This window comes from Neisseria bergeri (assembly GCA_003044455.1).
Classification (GTDB): Bacteria; Pseudomonadota; Gammaproteobacteria; order Burkholderiales; family Neisseriaceae; genus Neisseria; species Neisseria bergeri.
In genome coordinates, this window is sequence record POWY01000011.1 from 20287 (window position 1) to 43363 (window position 23077).

Here is a 23077-nt window from a genome sequence, read left to right on the forward strand (position 1 = left end):
ATTTCAGACGGCATCTGTCGCTAAATGCCGTCTGAACGCTTAAGGCTTATTTCAAACCGAGTATGCCGCGAAGTTGGGCAAGGTCTTCGGCAAGCGCGTTGACAGGGGCTTGTAACGCTTTGCGGTCTGCCTCGCTCAGCTTGTCGTAGGTTTCAAAACCGTCTTTGGTGCGGTATTTCGCCAGAATTTCGTTGACCTGTTTGAAGTTGGTATCGGTTTTTTCCAACAAGGCTTTGTTTTTGGCCTCAATCAGCGGACGGAACAAATCGACGATTTTTTTAGATCCGTCCACATTGGCTTGGAAGTCGCTCAAATCGGTGTGGCTGTACCGGTCTTCTTCGCCGCTGATTTTACTGCCCGCCACTTCTTCAATCAGTTCGGACGCGCCGCCGACCACCTTGCCAGGAGGGAATGCCAATGCGTCGATTTCTTTTTGCAGGGCTTCGACATCGGCCATCAGTTTCGCTGCAATTTCCTTCACGCCGGATACGTCTTTTTCTACCCAAAGGGCGTGTTCGATACGGTGGAAGCCGGTAAACCCGGCATCTTTCGCGCCGTCTTTGAAGTCGTCTTCACGCGCATCGATGACGGGGTCGAGTTCGCTGAAAAGCTCGGCAATCGGTTCGATGCGTTCGTAATGGACGCGGGTGGCGGCAAACAGGGATTTCGCCTTTTCAATGTCGCCTGCTTTGACGGCTTCGGTAAAGGTTTTGGTTTTCGCCACCAGCTCTTTAACCTCACCTTGAACGTAGGCTTTATAGTCGGCGAGCGGTTGGGACAGTTTTTCCAAATCCGCTTCGTTGGCGGTGTCTTTAAAGCCGCTGTCGGTTACCACCAGCTTGCCGCGCGGATTGGTCAAAAGGCCGCAGGTCATTTCGTATTCGCCCGGCAACAGGGTTACGGTCATTTTGTCGGAAAGTCCGGGGGCGATGTTTTCGCGCTCGTCCACCACCATCACGCCTTTCAGGATTTCCCATTCGAGCTTGCGGCCGCTGTTGTTTTTAATATTGAACACAACCTGCCCGCTCGGCACGGTCAGATTCATCGGTTCGCAAGCGTTGTCGTTTACGGCGATACTGACCGAACCGCCTTCGTTGGCGGATTGGGTCTCACCGGACGCGGCCGGTGCGGCTTTCTCCGCTTCCGGCGGCTGGCAAGCAGTCAAGCCCAAGGCAAGCATCACGGACAATGCGGTCAAATTGAGTTTTCTCATTTCAGCTCCTCTTTACGGGTTAAAGTTTCAGACGGCCTACTGCCGCGTAAAAACCAAGTCATGACGGGAATAAGGTACAGCAGCCAAACCAAGGCCTCGCCCTGCGTCGGATGGTCGGTATAGCCGAAAAATCCGCCGAGCAGCACGCCCAACGGACTGTCTTCGTGCAAATATTTTGATGAGTCGAACACAATGTCCTGAAGCGCGTTCCAAATACCTGCCTCATGCAGCGCACGCAGCGAGCCGGCAAGCAGACCGGCGGCAACGACAATCAGAAACACCCCCGTCCAACGGAAAAACTTCGCCAGATTCAGGCGCATCCCACCCTGATAAATCAACGCGCCAATCACGGCGGCCGCCGAAACCCCCACTACCGCGCCGGCCGGCATCTGCCACGTCGGGCTCTGTTTGAATACGGCAAGCAGGAAAAAAACGCTCTCCAAACCTTCGCGCGCCACGGCAAGAAACGCCATACCGACCAAGGCCCATCCTTGACCGCTGCCACGGTTCAAAGCCGCCTGCACGGAGTCCTGAAGCTGCTGCTTCATCGAACGCGCCGCCTTTTTCATCCATAAAATCATATAAGTCAGCATGGCAACGGCAACCAAACCGATAATGCCGACGACGAACTCCTGCTGCTTCTGGGGAATCTCGCCCGTTGCCGAATGGATGCCGTATCCGATGCCCAAACACATCAAAGAAGCAAGGACGACCCCGAACCAGACCTTAGGCATCAGTTTGGAATGTCCGGACTGCTTCAAAAAACCTGCAACGATACCGACGATGAGCGCAGCTTCGATACCCTCACGCAACATAATTAAAAAAGCGACCAGCATAAACACAAACGAACAAGGATGATAAATAATATATTATCGGAATATTTTCATTGCTTGTAAATGCAAATGCAAGCTATTTTTATCTAAAGCATCATGCGGCGGAAAGTTCCGCAGGCTGCGGCCGCGCCCTGTGTTAAAATCCCACCCCTCCCAGGCTGCCGCAACGCCGCCCGAAACCATCTTTCTTATTACTGTCGGCAACATTGTCCATTATGAAAAAACACCTGTTCCGCACCGCCCTGTACGGCATCGCCGCCGCCATCCTCGCCGCCTGCCAAAGCAGGAGCATCCAAACCTTTCCGCAACCCGACACATCCGTCATCAACGGTCCGGACCGGCCGGCCGGCATCCCCGCCCCCGCCGGAACGACGGTTTCGGGCGGAGGGGCGGTTTACACGGTAGTTCCTCACGACAGCCTGCCGCACTGGAGCGCGCAAAACTTTACCCAGAGCCTGCAGTCTTTCAGGCTCGGCTGCTCAAGTTTGAAAAACCGCCAAGGCTGGCAGGATGTGTGCGCCCAAGCCTTTCAAACCCCCGTGCATTCCTTTCAGGCAAAACAGTTTTTTGAACGCTATTTCACGCCGTGGCAGGTTGCAGGCAACGGAAGCCTTGCCGGTACGGTTACCGGCTATTACGAGCCGGTACTGAAGGGCGACGACAGGCGGACGGAACAGGCCCGCTTCCCGATTTACGGCATTCCCGACGATTTTATCTCCGTCCCCCTGCCTGCCGGTTTGCGGGGCGGAAAAGCCCTTGTCCGCATCAGGCAGACGGGAAAAAACAGCGGCACAATCGACAATGCCGGCGGCACGCATACCGCCGACCTCTCCCAATTCCCTATCACCGCGCGCACAACAGCAATCAAAGGCAGGTTTGAAGGAAGCCGCTTCCTCCCTTACCACACGCGAAACCAAATCAACGGCGGCGCGCTTGACGGCAAAGCCCCCATCCTCGGCTATGCCGAAGACCCCGTCGAACTTTTTTTTATGCACATCCAAGGCTCGGGCCGTCTGAAAACCCCGTCCGGCAAATACATCCGCATCGGCTACGCCGACAAAAACGAGCATCCGTATGTTTCCATCGGAAAATACATGGCGGATAAGGGCTACCTCAAACTCGGACAAACCTCCATGCAGGGCATTAAGTCTTATATGCGGCAAAATCCGCAACGCCTCGCCGAAGTTTTGGGGCAAAACCCCAGCTATGTCTTTTTCCGCGAGCTTGCCGGAAGCAGCAATGACGGCCCCGTCGGCGCGCTGGGCACTCCGCTGATGGGTGAGTATGCCGGCGCAGTCGACCGGCACTACATTACCTTGGGTGCGCCCTTATTTGTCGCTACCGCCCACCCGGTTACCCGCAAAGCACTCAACCGCCTGATTATGGCGCAGGATACCGGCAGCGCGATTAAAGGCGCGGTGCGCGTGGATTATTTCTGGGGTTACGGCGACGAAGCAGGGGAAACGGCAGGTAAAATGAAAGAACCGGGTTACGTTTGGCAGCTTCTGCCCAACGGTATGAAGCCTGAATACCGGCCGTAAACCGGCCAAACAATGCCGTCTGAAGCCCATCACGGCCAATCGGGTGCATTAAGGCTAAGTTTTGCGATACCTCCGGCACAAGCCGGCTGGACAAAATGCCTTTTTTTATTTGGCGGAATGGATTTCCGCCCGAACGGAAATATCCCTTGCAAACGATCGGAATTAAACGGATATTCAAACGCGTCCGAACAAAAAAAGGCGGACATTCCTGCCCGCCCGTACCGGTACGGAAACCGCACATCCGATTCGGACGGCGGCATCCTCCCGGTTATCCTCCGCTAAAGCAACAATGCCGAGGGTCTGCCGTTGCATTTGATTTCTTTTTCCAATTCGTCAAACTCAGCTTCAAACCGCTGTTTTAATTGCTCGATCGCCGCCTGACGCTGCTGATACATTTGGTTTGACGGCAACGCATTTTGCGCGTCGCGGTATGCCTGTATCGTTTGTCCGCACTTTTTCTGATGGGCGATGATTTTGTCCTTCATCGCCGCATCGGTTTTCACATACTGCCTGCGTTCGACATACAGCTCTTTCCCGTCGTCGGAAAGTTTGATCGGGATTTCCCCTATCCCCGTGTTTATCGAAAGCGCGCCGTCTTTTTCAGACAAAAGCAAAGACTTTTCCTTGCCTGTAAATACGTTGATTTTATTAAGGAAGTAATTGCCTTTTTCTTTTTTGACGGCAATCATACCCTCTTTTTTGTCCGACTTTTCGCGCCAATACCCCTCGTAACCGCCGGCATCCTTACCGCAGCCCGCCAACACCGCCGCCACGCCGACGGCCAAAAGCATTTGTTTCATTTCCATACTCCGTTAACATTAAGACTGGGCGAGTATATTGTTTTTTTTTTTCAGATTGTCAATATTGATTTGCAAAAACTATAAACTAGCGGCAGGCAATGCCGTCTGAACGCCCATCCCTGTCAGGCGGGGAAATCCCTCCCTTTTTTGAGCAAGCCCAAGCCTTCAGACGGCATTTTGCTGTTTTTCGGCGCGGTAGGCGGTTTATAATCCGAAGCGGAAGGTGCGGCACGGGAGCCGTCCGCGCCTGTTTTTTTTCAACCTGATACTAAGGAACAGTTATGTGCGGTATCGTCGGCGCCATCCGCGCCCATCACAACGTCGTCGATTTTCTGACCGACGGACTCAAACGCCTCGAATATCGGGGTTATGACTCATCAGGCATCGCCGTCAACACCGACGGCAAAATCAAACGTGTGCGCCGCGTCGGACGCGTGCAGCTTATGGAGGACGCGGCACGCGAAAAAGGCATCAGCGGCGGCATCGGCATCGGGCATACGCGCTGGGCGACACACGGCGGCGTTACCGAGCCGAACGCCCACCCGCACATCAGCGGCGGTATGATTGCCGTCGTACACAACGGCATCATCGAAAACTTTGAAAGCGAACGCAAACGCTTGGAAGGTTTGGGATACCGTTTTGAATCGCAAACGGATACCGAAGTCATCGCCCACAGCATCAATCATGAATACGCGCAAAACGGCGGCAGGCTGTTTGAAGCGGTGCAGGAAGCAGTCAAACGTTTCCACGGCGCATACGCCATCGCGGTTATTGCCCAAGACAAGCCTGATGAATTAGTTGTGGCGCGTATGGGCTGCCCGCTTTTGGTCGCTTTGGGCGACGATGAAACCTTTATCGCTTCGGACGTGTCCGCCGTCATCGCCTTTACGCGCCGCGTGGCGTACCTCGAGGACGGCGACATCGCGCTGCTGGCTTCAGACGGCATCAAAAGGCTGACCGATAAAAACGGCCTGCCTGCCGAACGCAAAGTCAAGGTATCCGAACTCTCGCTCGCCTCTTTGGAATTGGGGCCGTACAGCCACTTTATGCAAAAAGAAATCCACGAGCAGCCCCGCGCGATTGCGGATACGGCGGAGGTTTTCCTCGACGGCGGCTTCATCCCCGAAAACTTCGGCAAAAACGCCCAAAGCGTGTTTGAAAGCATCCGCAGCGTCAAAATCCTTGCCTGCGGCACGTCCTATTACGCCGCACTGACCGCCAAATATTGGTTGGAATCCATCGCCAAAATCCCGGCCGATGTCGAAATCGCCAGCGAATACCGATATCGCAGCGTGATTGCCGATCCGGACCAACTGGTCATTACCATTTCCCAATCCGGCGAAACGCTGGACACGATGGAGGCTTTGAAATACGCCAAATCCTTGGGACACCGCCACAGCCTCTCCATCTGCAACGTGATGGAATCCGCCCTGCCGCGCGAAAGCAGCCTCGTGCTTTATACCCGCGCCGGTGCGGAAATCGGCGTCGCCTCGACCAAGGCGTTTACCACGCAACTGGTCGCGCTGTTCGGTTTGGCGGTAACGCTGGCGAAAGTGCGCGGTTTGGTTTCCGAAAAAGACGAGGCGCGTTACACCGAAGAACTCCGCCAGCTTCCCGGCAGCGTGCAGCACGCTTTGAACCTCGAACCGCAAATCGCCGCTTGGGCGCAACAGTTTGCCAAGAAAACCAGCGCGCTGTTTTTGGGGCGCGGCATCCATTACCCGATTGCCCTCGAAGGCGCGTTGAAGCTGAAGGAAATCACCTACATCCACGCAGAAGCCTATCCTGCCGGCGAACTGAAGCACGGGCCGCTTGCCTTGGTGGACGAAAACATGCCCGTCGTCGTCATCGCGCCCAACGACAGCCTGCTGGACAAAGTCAAAGCCAATATGCAGGAAGTCGGTGCGCGCGGCGGCGAACTTTTCGTCTTTGCCGACCTCGACAGCAATTTTAATGCCACCGAAGGCGTGCACGTCATCCGTGCGCCGCGCCACGTCGGCGAATTGTCCCCCGTCGTGCATACCGTCCCCGTGCAGCTCCTCGCCTACCACACCGCCCTCGCACGCGGCACGGATGTGGACAAGCCGCGCAATCTGGCGAAATCCGTAACCGTCGAATAACGCCCGCCGTTTTGCAAAAATGCCGTCTGAAGCCCGATTTTTCAGGCTTCAGACGGCATTTCCCCGTTTGATTTGCGGTATAATCCGCCTTTACCCATTGTTTGCAAAGCACAATATGACACGCAAAATCTTAGTTACCTCCGCCCTGCCCTATGCCAACGGCAGCATCCACCTCGGCCACATGGTCGAACACATCCAAACCGACGTTTGGGTGCGCTTTCAAAAACTGCGCGGCCACGAGTGCCACTACTGCTGCGCCGACGACACCCACGGCACGCCCGTGATGCTGGCCGCGCAAAAACAAGGCATCGCGCCCGAAGACATGATTGCCAAAGTGCGCGAAGAGCACCTCGCCGACTTTACCGGTTTCGGCATCGGCTACGACAATTATTACAGCACCCATTCCCCTGAAAACAAACAGTTTTCCGAACAAATTTACCGCGCGCTGAAAGCCAACGGCAAAATCGAAAGCCGCGTCATCGAGCAGCTTTTCGACCCTGAAAAACAAATGTTCCTGCCCGACCGCTTCGTCAAAGGCGAATGCCCCAAATGCCACGCTCAAGACCAATACGGCGACAACTGCGAAGTCTGCGGCACAACCTATTCCCCGACCGAACTGATCAACCCGTATTCCGCCGTTTCCGGTGCCAAACCCGAATTGCGCGAATCCGAACACTTCTTCTTCAAACTGGGCGAATGCGCCGACTTCCTCAAAGCATGGACTTCCGGCAACAACCCGCACGACGGCAAGCCCCATCTGCAAGCCGAAGCCCTCAACAAAATGAAAGAATGGCTGGGCGAAGGCGAAGAAACCACTCTGTCCGACTGGGACATCTCCCGCGACGCGCCGTATTTCGGTTTTGAAATCCCCGACGCGCCGGGCAAATATTTCTACGTCTGGCTGGACGCGCCCGTCGGCTACATGGCCTCGTTTAAAAACCTGTGCGACCGCATCGGCATCGATTTTGACGAATACTTCAAAGCCGGCAGCCAAACCGAGATGTACCACTTCATCGGCAAAGACATCCTCTATTTCCACGCCCTGTTCTGGCCCGCCATGCTGCATTTCTCCGGCCACCGCGCCCCGACCGGCGTGTACGCACACGGCTTTTTGACCGTAGATGGACAAAAAATGTCCAAATCGCGCGGCACCTTCATCACTGCCAAATCCTATTTGGAACAAGGCCTGAATCCCGAGTGGATGCGCTACTACATCGCCGCCAAACTCAACAGCAAAATCGAAGACATCGATTTGAACCTGCAAGACTTTATCAGCCGCGTCAACAGCGACCTCGTCGGCAAATACGTCAACATCGCCGCCCGCGCGTCAGGTTTTATCGCCAAACGCTTTGAAGGCCGTCTGAAAGACGTTTCAGGCAGCGCATTGCTGGCAAAACTTGCCGCCGAAAGCGACAACATAGCCGAGCAATACGAAAACCGCGAATACGCCCGCGCCCTGCGCGACATTATGGCTTTGGCGGACGCGGTGAACGAATACGTCGATGCCAACAAACCTTGGGAGCTTGCCAAACAAGAAGGCAAAGACGCACGCCTGCACGAAGTATGCAGCGAACTCATCAACGCCTTTACGATGCTGACCGCCTACCTCGCCCCCGTGTTGCCGCAAACCGCCGCCAACGCCGCGCGTTTCCTCAATCTGGACGCGGTTACTTGGACGAACACAAGGGTAACCCTAGGCGAACACGCCATCAACAAATACGAACATTTAATGCAACGAGTGGAGCAAAAACAAGTGGACGATTTAATCGAAGCCAACAAACAAAGCATTCAGACGGCATCCGCGCCCGTTGAAGCGGGCAAATACGAAAAAGTCGCCGAACAAGCGAGCTTCGACGACTTTATGAAAATCGATATGCGCGTTGCCAAAGTATTGAACTGCGAAGCTGTCGAAGGCAGCACCAAACTTTTGAAATTCGACCTCGATTTCGGTTTTGAAAAACGCATCATATTCTCCGGCATCGCCGCGTCTTACCCAAATCCTGCCGAATTGAACGGCCGCATGGTCATCGCCGTCGCCAACTTCGCCCCGCGCAAAATGGCAAAATTCGGCGTATCCGAAGGCATGATCCTCTCCGCCGCCACGGCAGACGGGAAACTGAAGCTGCTTGATGTGGATGCGGGCGCGCAACCGGGCGACAAAGTCGGTTAAGTAGAAATATCAAAAACAATGCCGTCTGAACCCTTGAGGTCTTCAGACGGCATTGTTTTTCGTTATCCCGACAAAGCTCAAACCACTCGGTTTTGCGCCTCGCCTTTCACAAAGGCATGAATGTTCGCCAACAATATATCGAACAGCCTATCCAAAGCCTCGCGGCTCGCCCACGCGGTATGCGGTGTAACAATCAGATTGGGTAATCGTGCATTCAGCAAGGGATTGCCGCCCCTCGGCGGTTCCTCCGTCAAAACATCGACACCTGCCCCGCCAATCTGCCCGTATTTGAGTGCGGCAACCAGCGCGTTTTCATCCACCAGCCCGCCGCGCCCGCAATTGATCAAAACCGCACCGGGCTTCATCTGCTGTAATTCGTTTTCGCCTATCATATTTTCAGTTTGGGCGTTTAGCGGACAGTGCAGCGACAACACATCAGCAGCCTGTACCGCATCTTCAAAGGAAACATAGCCTTCGCGCACATCGGGAGCGTGTTTGTGTTCGGCAAACACCACCCCCATACCGAATGCCTGCGCGTATCGGGCAAGCGTCCGCCCGATATTGCCGCGTCCGAAAACCGCCAGCGTTTTGCCGTTCAAATCCCGAATCGGCGCGCCGTAATGGCAGAAAAACGGCGACTTTTCCCATAATCCTGCCGCAACATCACGCTGATAGGCGGGCAAATTCCGCATCAACGCAATCATCAGCATAAAGGCGTGTTCCGCAACCGATTCGTTTCCGTAAGCGCGGACATTGCATACCGCAACGCCCGCCGCCTCCGCCGCCCCGATATCGACATTGTTCACGCCGGTCGCGCTGACGGCAATCAATTCAAGCCGCGGCGTGTTTGCAATAATATCCTCTGAAATCATAACCTTATTGGTAATGACAATATGTGCGTCGCGCACCCGTTCTGCCGTTTCCGCGGCATCTGTCGTGCCGTAAACCGCAAGCTCGTGTGGGAAATCGAAGTGAAAAGTCCGACCGGGCAAAGTATCCGCATCCAAAACAACGATCTTTTTATGATTCATAATTTCTATCCTTATTTGGAAAATGATTTATTTACACTAACAGCGAATAGCAAATTTAAACCGCACAGCCTTATGATAATCTTTATCATCTCTCCGTCAATGTCCAATCCGGGAGAGGATAATGCTTAAAACCCTGACTTTTGCCGCACTGCATTTCAGCGTCGCCTTCAGTATAATCTACAGCGAGCTGCCGACGGCTTCGGCGCTGCTGCCATCCTGCACCTGCGTGCTGCGGCTGCGGGCACAATCAGAGCCGAACCGAAACCGAGCAGCAGGCTGAAAGCCAGCGTGCCCAAATGCAAACGACAGCCTGAATGGGGTTTCGGGCTGCCTTTAATCTGCATTATGGAATCATGATTAGCCATACGGGTTTTCTGTTTTTTGCTTTTCTTCTTTAAACCATTGTTCAAAAATATTACCCGGTGTTAAATCATCTCTATGCGAGAAAAATTTTTCATATGAATAATTAGCGGATGCTTTCTGATTTACATTGTCATATATGAGTTTCAACTGAGTTGGAATTTCCTGATGATTCTCGGCAAAGACAGAGCATAGTTCCGAATAATCTTCCATTCCAAGATTAAGAAACTGCCATTGAATCTCTTTTGTATTAAAAGACTCCTTTCTCATAATTTTATTATCCACTTTAAAAAAAGCATCAAAAGACAATACGTTTCTTTCCCTTGCACCATATATATAGACAGCGGTAACCCCCTCTCCTGAAAATTCAAGTGCCAAGCTAAGCATACGTTTTTGTATTTCTGATATCTTATCTTCTTGGTAGGCTTGGGCACCGGCGGCTAGGGTTTGCATAGAAAAAAGATACAAGGCAGCAAGCCGCCTACGCTTACTCGATACTCTGTACGGGAAAAAATATCTTACCCCACGGCATATCGTTTTCTTCAAAGATGCTTTCAAGATGATCGATAAAGGTGGGATTCACGGCATTGTCGTCTTCTGCACTGTTCACTACTTCGGGATCAAAATATTTAAAATAAAATAATTCTCCCTTAGAGGTAAGGTTAATATGTGTAAGCCAATAATATCCCCACCAACGATCAAATTCTTGACTTTTCAAATAAAGATCTGCATCGGGATCATAACGGGCAAGATTCCGGCAATACTCCCAGATGTCTTCATCCGTAATCTCTTTCTGCGGCCAAAATTCCATCCATCTCAAGGTAAACAGCCGGTAAATAATCTCTACTGTTTCCTGCCAATCAATCCCTGAATTGGGAAGGTCTACAGGTTCTGTATCAACAAAAGCTAATTTTCGAAATACATCCTGAATAGCAGATGCTTGTCGTTCATTCATTCTCATAATACATTACCTTTTCATTTATATTACTTTATTGGAAATTTCAATTTTAAATTTTCGTTAAATTTCATTTTTACTTTCCTGTGTTGTAAATCTTTTCAACTTTTTTAATGCCATCAATTTCATATTGAATAACAAAATGATCTGGCCTTAAACTATTTCCATTGTATTGTATATCGACATTTACCGTTACGCGTTTCTTTTCCATTAATGCATTTGCCCATTCATTTTCTAGAATTTTATAATTGCTTAAATTAACTCCGCTAAGCTGGGATACCAGATTATCCAACTTTGGAGCCCCGCCAAATCTATCTCCCGATATACTGACGGGCAGTATAGGCGTATCGGGGGCGGTCGAGCTGGTCGAACCCCTAATCAACACCGTCGTTTTCTATTTCCATGAAAAAGCATGGAACCTTTACGAAAAAAATAAAACAGTCCAACAAACACAGCCGTTTCAGCTGCACCGGTGCAGCTGACGTTTGAGCAGCATTTGACTTCGCCGGACGGTATGTTACCCTTGCCGTTTTGACCAACAAGCAACGAAAGGACAGATATGGGCAGCCTGATTATTGAAGATTTGCAGGAAGGCTTCGGCAAAGAGGCGGTAAAGGGTAAAGAAATCACCGTCCACTACACCGGCTGGCTGGAAAACGGAACCAAATTCGACTCCAGCCTCGACCGTCGCCAACCGCTGACCATCACGCTCGGCGTCGGACAAGTTATCAAAGGTTGGGACGAAGGCTTCGGCGGCATGACGGAAGGCGGCAAACGCAAGCTGACCATCCCTTCAGAAATGGGTTACGGCGCACATGGTGCCGGCGGTGTGATTCCCCCGCATGCCACTTTGATATTTGAAGTCGAGCTGTTGAAAGTGTACGAATAAAGCTGCCTGACCCATGCCGTCTGAAACCCAAACAAATCGTTTCAGACGGCATTTTGTTTTAAATAAAACATCCGTATTGGCAAATACTATTGAAAAACATAGCCTGTTTTTCCGGTTTTATCGTATTATTCCCTAACTTACCCCATTGATAAGGAAGCGGTTTATGCTGCAAAGAACTTTGGCGAAATCCATCAGCGTTACCGGAGTCGGCCTGCATTCCGGCGAACGGGTCGCTCTGACCCTGCATCCCGCACCTGAAAACAGCGGGATTTCATTTCGCCGCACGGATTTGGAAGGGGAAATGGGCGGGCAAATCAAACTGACCCCTTATTTGATCAACGATACCCGCCTTTCATCCACCATCGTTACCGACAAAGGTGTGCGCGTCGGCACTATCGAACACATCATGTCCGCACTGTCCGCCTACGGTATCGACAATGCGCTGATTGACTTGAACGCGCCCGAAATCCCGATTATGGACGGCTCCAGCCTGCCGTTTATTTATCTTTTGCAAGATGCGGGCGTGATCGATCAAAAGGCGCAAAAGCGTTTTTTGAAAATCCTCAAGCCCGTCGAAATCAAGGAAGCGGGCAAATGGGTGCGCTTTACGCCGTACGACGGCTTTAAGGTAACGCTGACCATCGAATTCGACCATCCGGTTTTCAACCGCAGCTCGCCGACGTTTGAAATCGATTTCGCAGGCAAATCCTACATCGATGAAATCGCACGCGCGCGCACTTTCGGCTTTATGCACGAAGTTGAAATGATGCGCGCCCACAATCTCGGCTTAGGCGGCAATCTGAACAACGCCATCGTGATTGACGACACGGATGTCCTGAATCCCGAAGGCTTGCGTTATCCCGACGAGTTTGTCCGCCACAAAATCCTCGATGCCATCGGCGATTTGTATATCGTCGGACACCCGATTGTCGGCGCGTTTGAAGGCTACAAATCAGGACACGCCATCAACAACGCCCTTTTGCGCGCGGTTTTGGCAGACGAAACGGCTTACGAATGGGTGGAATTTGCCGACAGCGATGATTTGCCCGACGCATTTCACGAGCTGAACATTAAAAAATGTGGATAACACCCCCTTTTCCAAACAAATGCCGTCTGAATCGATAAAATACCCGCTTCAGACGGCATTTTTTATATACGTATCCCCATCCGAAACTTTACTTATACACAATCCACCAAAAGTTATCTTTTTGAAATATTACGAGATTTACCCGCAAATCTCATTTTCTCCACCACTTATACACAAATCCGGATGCACACCCTGCCAATATGCAGAAAAAAAGACATCCGTGCCGACACTTTCTTATCCCCACAAGTTCCAAACACATTTCCTGCTCAAATCTCCACAGCATTCCCGTCCTTAAAGGCACCGGCAGCCATTCGGTAAAGAAAAGCGGGATGTCATCTGCACAACAAGCAAACTATCCACAAAGCCTATTCCCCACGAAAAACGATCCACAGGGATGCACAAAAGGAAAACCGCCTTACCGACACCCTTTAAAAACAGTAATCCCGATGATTTTAAAAATAAAAAAAAGTTACCCACAGAAAACTTCCCATATCAATATAATCATCGTTTTATTATTTAAATTTTATATTTTATTCATAACCCTTCAGCAAAACGGTACAGCAAAGCGTAAAGGCATCTTTTCAAAAAATTAAAAAGTTAAGGATTGTTAAACAAGTGTAAATCAGGTAGAGTTGCGGTCGATAAATTAAATCTATGACGGAGCTTCCTGCAATGAAAGGCGATATTGGCGTAATCGGTTTGGCGGTTATGGGGCAAAACCTGATTCTGAATATGAACGATTGCGGATTTAAGGTGGTTGCCTACAACCGGACAACCTATAAAGTGGACGAGTTTTTAAACGGCGCGGCAAAAGGGACGGGTATTATCGGCGCGTACTCCCTGCAAGACTTGGTCGATAAACTGGCAAAACCAAGAAAAATCATGATGATGGTTCGCGCAGGTTCGGTGGTTGACGACTTTATCGAACAACTGCTTCCGCTGTTGGAAGAAGGCGACATCATTATCGACGGCGGCAATGCCAATTACCCCGACACGACACGGCGGACACATTACCTTGCCGGAAAAGGGATTTTGTTTGTCGGCGCGGGCGTATCCGGCGGCGAGGAAGGCGCGCGGCGCGGCCCGTCCATCATGCCGGGCGGGGATAAACGCGCTTGGGAAGCCGTCAAACCGATTTTCCAAGCGATTGCCGCCAAAACGCCGCATGGCGAACCGTGTTGCGACTGGGTCGGCAAGGACGGCGCGGGACATTTTGTCAAAATGGTGCACAACGGCATCGAATACGGCGATATGCAGTTGATTTGCGAGGCTTACCAGTTCATGAAAGACGGTTTGGGACTGTCCTACGACGAAATGCACCGCGTGTTTGCCGAGTGGAACAAAACCGAGCTGGATTCTTATCTGATTGAAATCACAGCGGCAATTTTGGGCTATAAAGACGAAGGCGGCGAGCCGCTGGTCGAGAAAATCCTCGATACGGCAGGGCAAAAAGGCACGGGCAAGTGGACGGGCATCAATGCCTTGGATTTGGGTATTCCGCTGACGCTGATTTCCGAAGCGGTATTCGCCCGCTGCGTTTCGTCGTTCAAAGAACAGCGCGTGCAGACCGGCAAGCTGTTCGCCCGAACCGTTACGCCCGTCGAAGGCGGCAAACAAGAATGGGTCGAGGCGTTGAGACAGGCCCTGCTTGCATCCAAAATCATTTCCTACGCACAAGGCTTTATGCTGATCCGCGAAGCGGGCGAAAGCTACGGCTGGGATTTGGACTACGGCAACACTGCGCTGCTGTGGCGCGAAGGCTGCATCATCCGCAGCGCGTTTTTGGGCAATATCCGCGACGCGTATGAAAACAATCCCGATTTGGTGTTCTTGGGTGCAGATCCGTATTTCAAAAATATTTTGGAAAACTGCCTGCCGGCATGGCGCAAGGTGGTTGCCAAGGCGGTCGAATGCGGCATCCCTATGCCCTGCACGGTATCCGCCATCACGTTCTTGGACGGCTACACGACCGAACGTCTGCCTGCCAACCTCTTGCAGGCACAACGCGACTACTTCGGCGCGCACACTTACGAGCGCACCGACAAACCGCGCGGCGAGTTTTTCCATACCAACTGGACGGGCAAGGGCGGAGATACCGCTTCGACAACCTACGATATTTGATTCCGTTGCCGAAATGCCGTCTGAACCGTTCAGACGGCATTTGTTTTGCAGGAAATAGAAAGATGTTCCAATGGCTTTATGATGTATTGTGGCTGCTTGCGCCGATATGGATACGGCGTTATTTGGACAAACGCTCCGGAAGCGCCCCGGCATATCGGGCGCATCGGGACGAGCGTTTCGGCAAGCCGTATCCGAATCCCGTTACCGGCGCGGTTTGGATACACGCCGTTTCGGTCGGGGAAACGCGTGCCGCCCAGCCCTTGATACGCGAGTTGCGGCAGCGTTTTCCCGATGCGCCGCTGCTGATGACGCAGATGACCCCGACGGGACGGGAAACCGCGCAAGTTCTGTTTCCCGATGCGCAATGCCGCTATCTTCCGTATGACAAAAAAACGTGGGTGCGGCAGTTTTTGCACGAACACCGCCCGATGTTCGGCATTTTGATGGAAACCGAAATCTGGCCCAATCTGATGAAGGAATGCCGGCGCGCGGGGGTGCCGCTGTTTTTGGCGAATGCGCGGCTGTCGGAAAAATCGCTGAACGGTTATCTGAAAGTCCGCCGCCTGATCCGTCCTGCAGCCGCTTCGCTGACGGGCTGTCTGGCGCAGACGGAGGCGGATGCGGCGCGGTTGGCGGAATTGGGCGCGGCATCCGTACGGGTGTGCGGCAATACCAAATACGACCTGATGCCGTCTGAACAGATGAAGACGCTGGCGGGGCAGTTTGAAAAACGAATCGGAGGCCGGCAGGTTGCCGTGTGCGGCAGCACGCGCGTTTATCGGGGCGAGGACGAGGCGGAAAAACTGCTGGCGGCGTGGCAACAATATCGCGGCGATGCCCTGCTGGTCGTTGTGCCGCGCCATCCCGAGCATTTTCAGACGGCATTTGAAACGGCAAAACGCTTCGGGTTTAAGGTTCAGCGGCGCAGCGACGGTTTGCCGGTCGAACCCGATACGCAGGTGTGGATAGGCGACAGTATGGGCGAGCTGTATGCGTATTACCTGTGTGCCGATGTCGCTTTTGTCGGCGGCAGTCTGGTCGACTCGGGCTGTCAGAACATCATCGAACCGCTTTCCTGCGGCGTTCCGACGATATTCGGCTTTTCGACCTACAATTTTTCCGAAGCCTGCCGGCACGCCTTGGCATCGGGTGCGGCGGTTCAAGTCGAGTCGGCGGACGCGTGGCGGGAAGCCGTTGAAAAAACCTTATCGGACGAGGGGGGCGGAATGCGGATGCAGGCGCGCGTGGACGGCTTTATCGCACAACATCGCGGAGCGGGCGCGAGAATCGCCGAGGCGGTGTGGGAATCGGTATGCGGACATCGGGGGCGATAGTGATACAATCCGTATCCGAGTTTTCCGGTTGGAGCATCGTATGAGTATTTATGCCGTCGCGCACATCGTCCACCTGTATTGCGCCATTGCCTTTGTCGGCGGCGTGTTTTTTGAAGTGCTGGTTTTGTCCGTCCTGCACACGGGACGGGTGTCGCGCGAGGCGCGGCGCGAAGTGGAAAAGGCAATGTCCTACCGTGCCGTCAGGGTGATGCCGTTTGTGGTCGGACTGCTGTTCGCCAGCGGCATCGTGATGGCGGCAAACCGCTACCTTCCTATATTGGGCGAACCGTTTGCCACTTCCTTCGGTACGATGCTGACGCTGAAAATCCTGTTGGCGTTCAGCGTGTTGGCGCATTTCGCCATCGCCGTCGTCAAAATGGCGCGTTCCACACTGACGGTCGGCTGGTCGAAATACATACACGCCGTCGTCTTTACCCATATGCTGCTGATTGTGTTTTTGGCAAAAGCGATGTTTTATATCGGTTGGTAACACAACTACATTTCAAATCAGGAGATTGAACCATGACAGAATATCCCGGTATCGGGTCGCCGTTGTTTTACGGCGTTTTTTTTGCGGCAGTGCTGGTCATGATTGCCTTGGATATGTTTTCGCTGAAGAAAAACGGCAGCCATAAAGTCGGTGTCAAAGAAGCCTTGGCATGGAGCGGCTTGTGGGTTGCCGTATCCTGCCTGTTTGCCGGATGGCTGTATTTCGAACTCGCCGGCAATCCCGGCTACGGCGCGGCAGTCGCAAAAGAAAAAGTATTGGAATTCTTTACCGGTTACATTTTGGAAAAATCGTTGGCAGTCGACAATATTTTCGTGTTCCTGATGATATTCGGCTACTTCAAAGTCGCACCGCAGTTTCAGCACCGCGTGCTGCTGTACGGCGTATTGGGCGCATTGGTATTGCGCACCGTCATGATTTTCGTCGGATCTGCACTGGTTCGGCAGTTTGAGTGGATTCTGTATCTGTTCGGCGCGTTCCTGCTCTATACCGGCATACACATGATGAAGCCCGAAGGTGATGAGGAAGAGGATTTGGCAAACAGCAGGCTGCTGAATGCCGTCAAGAAAGTCGTTCCGGTCGGCACGGAGTTTCACGGCGAGAAATTTTTTACCGTCGAAAACGGCAAAAAAATCGCCACGCCGCTGTTTTTGGTGCTGGTCATGATTGAATTGAGCGATGTCGTGTTTGCCGTGGACAGCATTCCCGCCGTCTTTGCCGTTACCACCGATCCGTTTATCGTGCTGACTTCCAATATTTTTGCAATTCTGGGCTTGCGGGCGATGTATTTCCTGCTGGCGGATGTGGCGGAACGCTTTATCTTCCTGAAATACGGCTTGGCATTCGTGTTGAGTTTTATCGGTGTGAAAATGCTGGTAATGCATTGGGTGCATATCCCGATTTCCGTTTCGCTGTCGGTCGTCTTCGGCGCGTTGGGTGCATCGATACTGACCTCGTTAATTTATACGAAAAAACAGCCTGATAAATAAAATGCCGTCTGAACGCCGACAAAATAGTTGACAGCATCAGGCTTGATGTATAGAATTTCGGGCTTATCGGGTCGTTAGCTCAGTCGGTAGAGCAGCGGACTTTTAATCCGTTGGTCGAGCGTTCGAATCGCTCACGACCCACCAGATAAAACAAAAAAGCCGAGTTTTCAAAACTCGGCTTTTTTGTCTTCCGACAATCCTTGTTCGGAAAGCGCGGCATTTCGTCAAATTCTTTGGTGCGGCTTCCGTATTTTTCCCGAAAATCCCTTATAATTCCGCCTCTGCAACCTTCATCGGGTGATGCTTTGTGCGTTGTCCCAAGTATTGAAATATTATAGCGGGTTAAATTTAAACCAGTACGGCGTTGCTTCGCCTTAGCTCAAAGAGAACGATTCTCTAAGGTGCTGAAGCACCAAGTGAATCGGTTCCGTACTGCTTGTACTGTCTGCGGCTTCGTCGCCTTGTCCTGATTTAAATTTAATTCACTATACAAGTACCCACCAGGAAAGAACAAACGTGGACAAACTGAAAATCTCCGCAAACGGCCCGCTCAACGGGGAAATAACGGTCTCGGGCGCGAAAAACGCGGCATTGCCGCTGATGTGCGCGGGTTTGCTGACATCGGGTACGTTGCGCCTGAAAAATGTCCCTATGCTGGCAGATGTGAAAACCACGCAAAAGCTGCTTCAAGGGATGGGCGCACGCGTTCTGACCGACAATATCAGTGAATTTGAAATCAACGGAGGTACGGTAAACAATACCTGCGCCCCTTACGAATTGGTCAGAACCATGCGCGCCTCAATTTTGGTACTCGGCCCTACGCTGGCGCGTTTCGGTGAGGCGCAAGTCAGCCTGCCGGGCGGTTGTGCCATCGGTTCCCGCCCTGTCGACCAGCATTTGAAAGGCTTAGAAGCGATGGGTGCTGAGATTGTTATCGAACACGGTTACGTCAAAGCCAAGGGTAAGCTTAAAGGCACGCGTGTGGCAATGGATGTGGTAACGGTCGGCGGTACGGAAAACCTGCTGATGGCGGCTACTCTGGCCGAGGGTACGACGGTTTTGGAAAATTGCGCCATTGAGCCTGAGGTGGTTGATTTGGCTGAATGCCTGATAAAGATGGGCGCGAAAATCAGCGGTATAGGAACCTCAACCATGATTGTGGAAGGGGTGGATGAGTTGCACGGCTGCGAACACAGCGTTGTCCCCGACCGGATTGAAGCGGGTACGTTCCTGTGTGCGGTGGCAATGACCGGCGGCAAGGTGGTTTTGCGAAATGCCGCACCGAAAACCATGGAAGTGGTGTTGGACAAATTGGTTGAGGCCGGGGCGTTAATCGAAGTCGGAGACGATTGGATTGCCATCGATATGCGTCAACGTCCAAAGGCAGTGGATATCCGTACAGTCGTCCATCCCGGCTTCCCCACGGATATGCAGGCGCAGTTTATGGCATTGAATGCCGTGGCGGAGGGAAGCTGCCGCGTGGTGGAAACGATTTTTGAAAACCGCTTTATGCACGTCCCCGAGTTGAACCGGATGGGGGCGAACATTACAACCGAGGGCAATACGGCATTTGTGCAGGGTGTGGAACAGCTTTCCGGTGCGGTCGTCAAGGCGACGGATTTGCGCGCGTCCGCAAGCCTCGTTATCGCCGGTTTGGCGGCACGCGGCGAAACCGTGGTCGAACAGATTTACCATTTGGATCGCGGTTATGAAAATATTGAAAAAAAACTCGGCAGCGTCGGCGCGAACATCGAGCGCGTATCCGGCTGATCGGGTTGCGATGCCGTCTGAAGGCTTCAGACGGCATCAATTGTTTCTGTATCGCAAACACTGATTGAAAAGGACCGATTATGGCATTTTTAAAACTGACCGAACAAAACGTGCGGGGTAAAACCGTCCTCATCCGCGCCGATATGAACGTGCCGTTCAAAGACGGCAAAATCAGCGACGACACCCGTATCCGCGCCTCGCTCGCGTCCATCAAATACTGCCTGGACAACGGCGCGTCCGTTATCGTGATGACCCACTTGGGCCGACCGACCGAAGGCGAATTCCACCCCGAAGACGATGTTGCACCCGTTGCCGCGCACTTGGGCAGCCTGTTGGGCAAAGACGTGAAAGTATTGAACGACTGGCGTGAAAACAAACCCGCCCTGAACGCGGGCGATGTCGTTATGCTGCAAAACGTGCGCATCAACAAAGGCGAGAAGAAAAACGATTTGGAACTGGGTAAAGCCTACGCTTCTTTGTGCGACGTGTTCGTCAATGATGCGTTCGGCACCGCCCACCGCGCCCAAGCTTCGACTGAAGCTGTTGCCCAAGCCGCGCCCGTTGCCTGCGCTGGCGTATTGATGGCGGGCGAACTCGACGCTTTGGGTAAAGCCCTGAAAGAGCCTGCGCGCCCGATGGTGGCGATTGTTGCCGGCAGCAAAGTGTCTACTAAACTGACCATCCTCGAATCGCTGGCGGACAAAGTCGATCAACTCATCGTCGGCGGCGGCATCGCCAACACCTTCCTGTTGGCGGAGGGCAAAGCCATCGGCAAATCTTTGGCGGAACATGATTTGGTGGAAGAATCCAAAAAAATCATGGCGAAAATGGCGGCCAAAGGTGGCTCCGTACCGCTGCCTACTGATGTTGTCGTTGCCAAAGCCTTTGCCGCCGATGCTGAAGCGGTCGTCAAAGACATTGCCGACGTTGCCGAAGACGATATGATTTTGGACATCGGTCCGAAATCCGCCGCTGCTTTGGCTGATTTGCTCAAAGCCGCCGGTACGGTGGTGTGGAACGGTCCGGTCGGCGTGTTTGAGTTTGACCAATTCGCAGGCGGCACGAAAGCCCTTGCCGAAGCCATTGCCCAAAGCAAAGCGTTCTCGATTGCGGGCGGCGGCGACACGCTGGCGGCGATTGCCAAATTCGGCGTTACCGAACAAATCGGCTACATCTCCACCGGAGGTGGCGCGTTCCTCGAATTCTTGGAAGGCAAAGAGCTGCCTGCCGTAGCCGCTTTGGAAAAACGCGGCGCGTAAGCGGTTTGATATAAAAAAAAATGCCGTCTGAAACGAAATGGTTTCAGACGGCATTTTTGTGTGGCGGTTATTGTGCCTTGGCAGCCCATTCCGCCGGAGTGGCGGCAACCGAAATGGAAAGTGCGTGCAGTTCGTTGCTTTCCAGTTGGGCTTTGAGTCCGTCTTTAATCAGGCGGTGGCGTGCAAGGCGTGCTTTGCCTTCAAATTCTGATGATACGATGACGGCGAAAAAATGGTGTCCGTCGCCTTCTACTTCGATATGTTCGCATTTTGCCACGCCTTCAATCATGGCTTTTACTTGTTCCAGGGTCAGCATGGTAGGTTCCTTGTTGGAAAAATGCGCCATTATACTGGCAAATTGAAATGCCGTCTGAAAACGGCTTCAGACGGCATTTTATCAGGATTATTTTCTGGCTTTAAAACCGAGCAGGTGTTGGGTGGTGGCAAGCCATGCCCCTAATATCCCCAGTGCGACGACGAAGCCGAACACCAGCGCGATTTCTCCCGGGTAGAAGAAACGCCAGCCGATATTAAGCCCATAGGGTTTGAAGATGGCATCGACCAACGGGCGCACGGCGGAGAGCAGCCAGCCGCAAAGCCCCAGACTGACGGTGGCGGAAAGAATGCTCTGCCACATGGCTTGATAAAGGAAGGGGCGGCGGATAAACGATGCGGGCGCGCCGAGCAGCTTGGTGATTTCGATTTCTTCTTTTCGGCTGAGGATTTGCAGGCGGATGGTGTTGTGCGCGACAAGGACGAACGCCATCCCCAGCGTCAGTGAAAGAAACCATAAAATTTTACGGATGAATTCGTTGATTTGGTACAGTGTCTGTACCCATTCCGTATCCATGTTGGCGGATTCGACCATAGGCAGTTTGGTAATGTCCCGGTAGATTGCCTGCATTTGGTCGGGCGTGGTTGCCGGGTCGGGGGTAACGATAAAGACATCCGGCAGGGGGTTGCCGTCAAGCATGGAAATCAGATTTTGGTCGAGATTGGACTGCAATTCTGCCAAACCGTCTTCCTTGCCGATGAAGCGGACGTTGTCAATCCGTTTGTCGCGCGTCAGCAGGCTGCGGACGGTATCGCTGTCGCTTTGTGCGGCGGCGGTTTCCATATAGATTGTGATTTGCGGCGACTCGTTGAGTTTGCCCAACACGCTTTGCCCGCTTTGGATGCCCAGATACATAAACAGCGGCAGGGTCATGGCGACGGCGAGCATCAGGAGGGTCAGTATTGTGCCGACAGGTTGGAGCATGAGTTGTTTGAGCGCGGTGCGTGCGGATTCGACGTGTAGCGAGACGTAGTGGATGATGCTCATGCGAGTCGTCCTTTCGAGAGGCGCAGGATGTGGTGTCCGTAGTCCGCCATAAGGGTTTCGTCATGGGCGGCAACGATGACGGTGGTTCCTGCTTCGTGGAAGGTTTTGAACAATTCCATGATGTCGAGCGCGTAGGCGCGGTCGAGGTTGGCTGAGGGTTCGTCGGCAATCAGCAGGCTGGGCTGGTGAACGACGGCGCGGGCAATGCACAGGCGTTGTTGTTCACCGCCCGAGAGGGTTACGGGATCGTCCAATTCTCGCCCTTTCAAGCCGACTTTTTCAATGGCGATGCGGGCACGTTCTTCGGCTTTGCGCGGCTGATAACCGATAATCCGCAGCGGGAGGATGACGTTTTGCAGGACATTGCGGTCGTAGAGGATTTTGTGGTCTTGGAACACGATGCCGATGTGTTGGCGCATAAAGCCGATTTGGTTGTCGGACAATGTGCCGAGGTTCTGCCCGTTAAACAGGATTTTGCCCCTGCTCGGCTTGGTGATGCCCGAAATCAGCTTGAGGACGGTGGATTTGCCCGAACCGGAGTGTCCCGCGATAAAAATCATCTCGCCTTTGTTGATTTGGAAGCTGACGTTTTTCAGGGCTTCAAAACCGCCGGGATAGGTTTTGGAAACTTGTTCGAAACGGATCATAGGAGGTCCTGTGAGGAATGGGCGGCATATCGTTTCGGGCGGTTGCGTCCGCAGGGATATGCCGTCTGAACAATAGGTAAGACAGTGCCGATTATAAAGATTCCGCCTGTTTTTAGATAGTGGATAAGT

At 52.8% G+C, this 23077-nt stretch carries 24 protein-coding genes and 1 tRNA gene; 15 read left to right on the top strand and 10 right to left on the bottom strand.

Features of this window, described 5'->3' with window-relative positions; translation table 11 throughout:
- Positions 1-46 precede the first annotated feature (46 nt).
- Positions 47-1213 (bottom strand): iron uptake system protein EfeO, encoded by a 1167-nt coding sequence (gene efeO, locus DBY86_RS10045; protein WP_107819859.1) that lies wholly within the window; start codon positions 1211-1213, stop codon positions 47-49.
- Positions 1210-2049: an iron uptake transporter permease EfeU gene (gene efeU, locus DBY86_RS10050; protein WP_107819894.1), complete on the bottom strand. Its 840-nt coding sequence runs from the start codon at positions 2047-2049 to the stop codon at positions 1210-1212. Before efeU ends, efeO begins: the two co-directional genes overlap by 4 nt.
- A gap of 212 nt (positions 2050-2261) precedes the next feature.
- Here efeU and mltA point away from each other — a divergent pair, with 212 nt between their 5' ends.
- Entirely contained in the window at positions 2262-3587 is a 1326-nt protein-coding gene (gene mltA / locus DBY86_RS10055; protein WP_107819860.1) for a murein transglycosylase A, read from the top strand.
- A 278-nt stretch (positions 3588-3865) separates the two neighbouring features.
- Here the strand turns inward: mltA and DBY86_RS10060 are convergent, their stop codons facing one another.
- Positions 3866-4387: a hypothetical protein gene (locus DBY86_RS10060; RefSeq protein WP_199901089.1), complete on the bottom strand. Its 522-nt coding sequence runs from the start codon at positions 4385-4387 to the stop codon at positions 3866-3868.
- A 281-nt stretch (positions 4388-4668) separates the two neighbouring features.
- Here DBY86_RS10060 and glmS point away from each other — a divergent pair, with 281 nt between their 5' ends.
- The gene (gene glmS / locus DBY86_RS10070; protein ID WP_101148233.1) at positions 4669-6507 is read left to right on the top strand and encodes a glutamine--fructose-6-phosphate transaminase (isomerizing); all 1839 of its coding nucleotides are present in this window, start codon (positions 4669-4671) and stop codon (positions 6505-6507) included.
- 115 nt (positions 6508-6622) lie between these two features.
- Entirely contained in the window at positions 6623-8677 is a 2055-nt protein-coding gene (metG, locus tag DBY86_RS10075; RefSeq protein ID WP_101148246.1) for a methionine--tRNA ligase, read from the top strand.
- A gap of 77 nt (positions 8678-8754) precedes the next feature.
- On the opposite strand, the gene DBY86_RS10080 is transcribed toward metG, so the two are convergent.
- Entirely contained in the window at positions 8755-9708 is a 954-nt protein-coding gene (locus tag DBY86_RS10080; protein WP_107819862.1) for a D-2-hydroxyacid dehydrogenase, read from the bottom strand.
- A 121-nt stretch (positions 9709-9829) separates the two neighbouring features.
- Here DBY86_RS10080 and DBY86_RS13120 point away from each other — a divergent pair, with 121 nt between their 5' ends.
- The gene (locus DBY86_RS13120) at positions 9830-9988 is read left to right on the top strand and encodes a hypothetical protein (RefSeq protein ID WP_159068584.1); all 159 of its coding nucleotides are present in this window, start codon (positions 9830-9832) and stop codon (positions 9986-9988) included.
- Positions 9989-10065: 77 nt separating this feature from the next.
- Here DBY86_RS13120 and DBY86_RS10090 read toward each other — a convergent pair whose 3' ends face one another.
- The 3 genes from DBY86_RS10090 to DBY86_RS10100 form a co-directional block, all read right to left on the bottom strand.
- Positions 10066-10521 carry a hypothetical protein gene (locus DBY86_RS10090; protein WP_107819863.1) on the bottom strand — a complete coding sequence of 152 codons (456 nt, stop codon included), beginning with the start codon at positions 10519-10521 and terminating at the stop codon, positions 10066-10068.
- Between the two features lie 34 nt (positions 10522-10555).
- A complete protein-coding gene (locus DBY86_RS10095; protein WP_003712413.1) occupies positions 10556-11029 on the bottom strand; it encodes a hypothetical protein in 474 nt (157 codons plus the stop codon).
- Positions 11030-11099: 70 nt separating this feature from the next.
- Positions 11100-11315: a DNA/RNA non-specific endonuclease gene (locus DBY86_RS10100; RefSeq protein WP_199901090.1), complete on the bottom strand. Its 216-nt coding sequence runs from the start codon at positions 11313-11315 to the stop codon at positions 11100-11102.
- Positions 11316-11346: 31 nt separating this feature from the next.
- Between DBY86_RS10100 and DBY86_RS10105 the strand changes: the two genes are divergently transcribed.
- The 11 genes from DBY86_RS10105 (at position 11347) to DBY86_RS10155 (ending at position 20980) form a co-directional block, all read left to right on the top strand.
- Entirely contained in the window at positions 11347-11505 is a 159-nt protein-coding gene (locus DBY86_RS10105; RefSeq protein WP_107819895.1) for a DUF2061 domain-containing protein, read from the top strand.
- A 77-nt stretch (positions 11506-11582) separates the two neighbouring features.
- Positions 11583-11912, top strand: coding sequence for an FKBP-type peptidyl-prolyl cis-trans isomerase (locus DBY86_RS10110; RefSeq protein ID WP_107819864.1), 330 nt, complete (start codon positions 11583-11585; stop codon positions 11910-11912).
- Between the two features lie 163 nt (positions 11913-12075).
- Positions 12076-12999: a UDP-3-O-acyl-N-acetylglucosamine deacetylase gene (gene lpxC / locus DBY86_RS10115; protein WP_107819865.1), complete on the top strand. Its 924-nt coding sequence runs from the start codon at positions 12076-12078 to the stop codon at positions 12997-12999.
- A 329-nt stretch (positions 13000-13328) separates the two neighbouring features.
- Positions 13329-13592, top strand: coding sequence for a hypothetical protein (locus DBY86_RS10120; RefSeq protein ID WP_234403434.1), 264 nt, complete (start codon positions 13329-13331; stop codon positions 13590-13592).
- Positions 13593-13671: 79 nt separating this feature from the next.
- A complete protein-coding gene (gnd, locus tag DBY86_RS10125) occupies positions 13672-15120 on the top strand; it encodes a decarboxylating NADP(+)-dependent phosphogluconate dehydrogenase (protein WP_107819867.1) in 1449 nt (482 codons plus the stop codon).
- 62 nt (positions 15121-15182) lie between these two features.
- On the top strand, positions 15183-16454 hold the full coding sequence (gene waaA, locus DBY86_RS10130) for a lipid IV(A) 3-deoxy-D-manno-octulosonic acid transferase (protein ID WP_107819868.1): 1272 nt from the start codon (positions 15183-15185) through the stop codon (positions 16452-16454).
- A gap of 40 nt (positions 16455-16494) precedes the next feature.
- Complete coding sequence (locus DBY86_RS10135; RefSeq protein WP_107819869.1) at positions 16495-16944, top strand: CopD family copper resistance protein; 450 nt, start codon at positions 16495-16497, stop codon at positions 16942-16944.
- Positions 16945-16976: 32 nt separating this feature from the next.
- Complete coding sequence (locus tag DBY86_RS10140; RefSeq protein ID WP_107819870.1) at positions 16977-17951, top strand: TerC family protein; 975 nt, start codon at positions 16977-16979, stop codon at positions 17949-17951.
- A 68-nt stretch (positions 17952-18019) separates the two neighbouring features.
- Positions 18020-18095 (top strand) — tRNA-Lys (locus DBY86_RS10145).
- Between the two features lie 372 nt (positions 18096-18467).
- The gene (murA, locus tag DBY86_RS10150) at positions 18468-19721 is read left to right on the top strand and encodes a UDP-N-acetylglucosamine 1-carboxyvinyltransferase (protein ID WP_107819871.1); all 1254 of its coding nucleotides are present in this window, start codon (positions 18468-18470) and stop codon (positions 19719-19721) included.
- Positions 19722-19801: 80 nt separating this feature from the next.
- Entirely contained in the window at positions 19802-20980 is a 1179-nt protein-coding gene (locus tag DBY86_RS10155; RefSeq protein WP_107819872.1) for a phosphoglycerate kinase, read from the top strand.
- 67 nt (positions 20981-21047) lie between these two features.
- On the opposite strand, the gene DBY86_RS10160 is transcribed toward DBY86_RS10155, so the two are convergent.
- From DBY86_RS10160 to DBY86_RS10170, 3 genes are all read right to left on the bottom strand, one after another.
- On the bottom strand, positions 21048-21296 hold the full coding sequence (locus DBY86_RS10160; RefSeq protein ID WP_025458127.1) for a BolA family protein: 249 nt from the start codon (positions 21294-21296) through the stop codon (positions 21048-21050).
- An 87-nt stretch (positions 21297-21383) separates the two neighbouring features.
- Complete coding sequence (gene ftsX / locus DBY86_RS10165) at positions 21384-22301, bottom strand: permease-like cell division protein FtsX (RefSeq protein ID WP_107819873.1); 918 nt, start codon at positions 22299-22301, stop codon at positions 21384-21386.
- Positions 22298-22948 carry a cell division ATP-binding protein FtsE gene (locus DBY86_RS10170; protein WP_107819874.1) on the bottom strand — a complete coding sequence of 217 codons (651 nt, stop codon included), beginning with the start codon at positions 22946-22948 and terminating at the stop codon, positions 22298-22300. The genes ftsX and DBY86_RS10170 overlap by 4 nt, the downstream gene beginning before the upstream one ends.
- Positions 22949-23077: the final 129 nt, after the last annotated feature.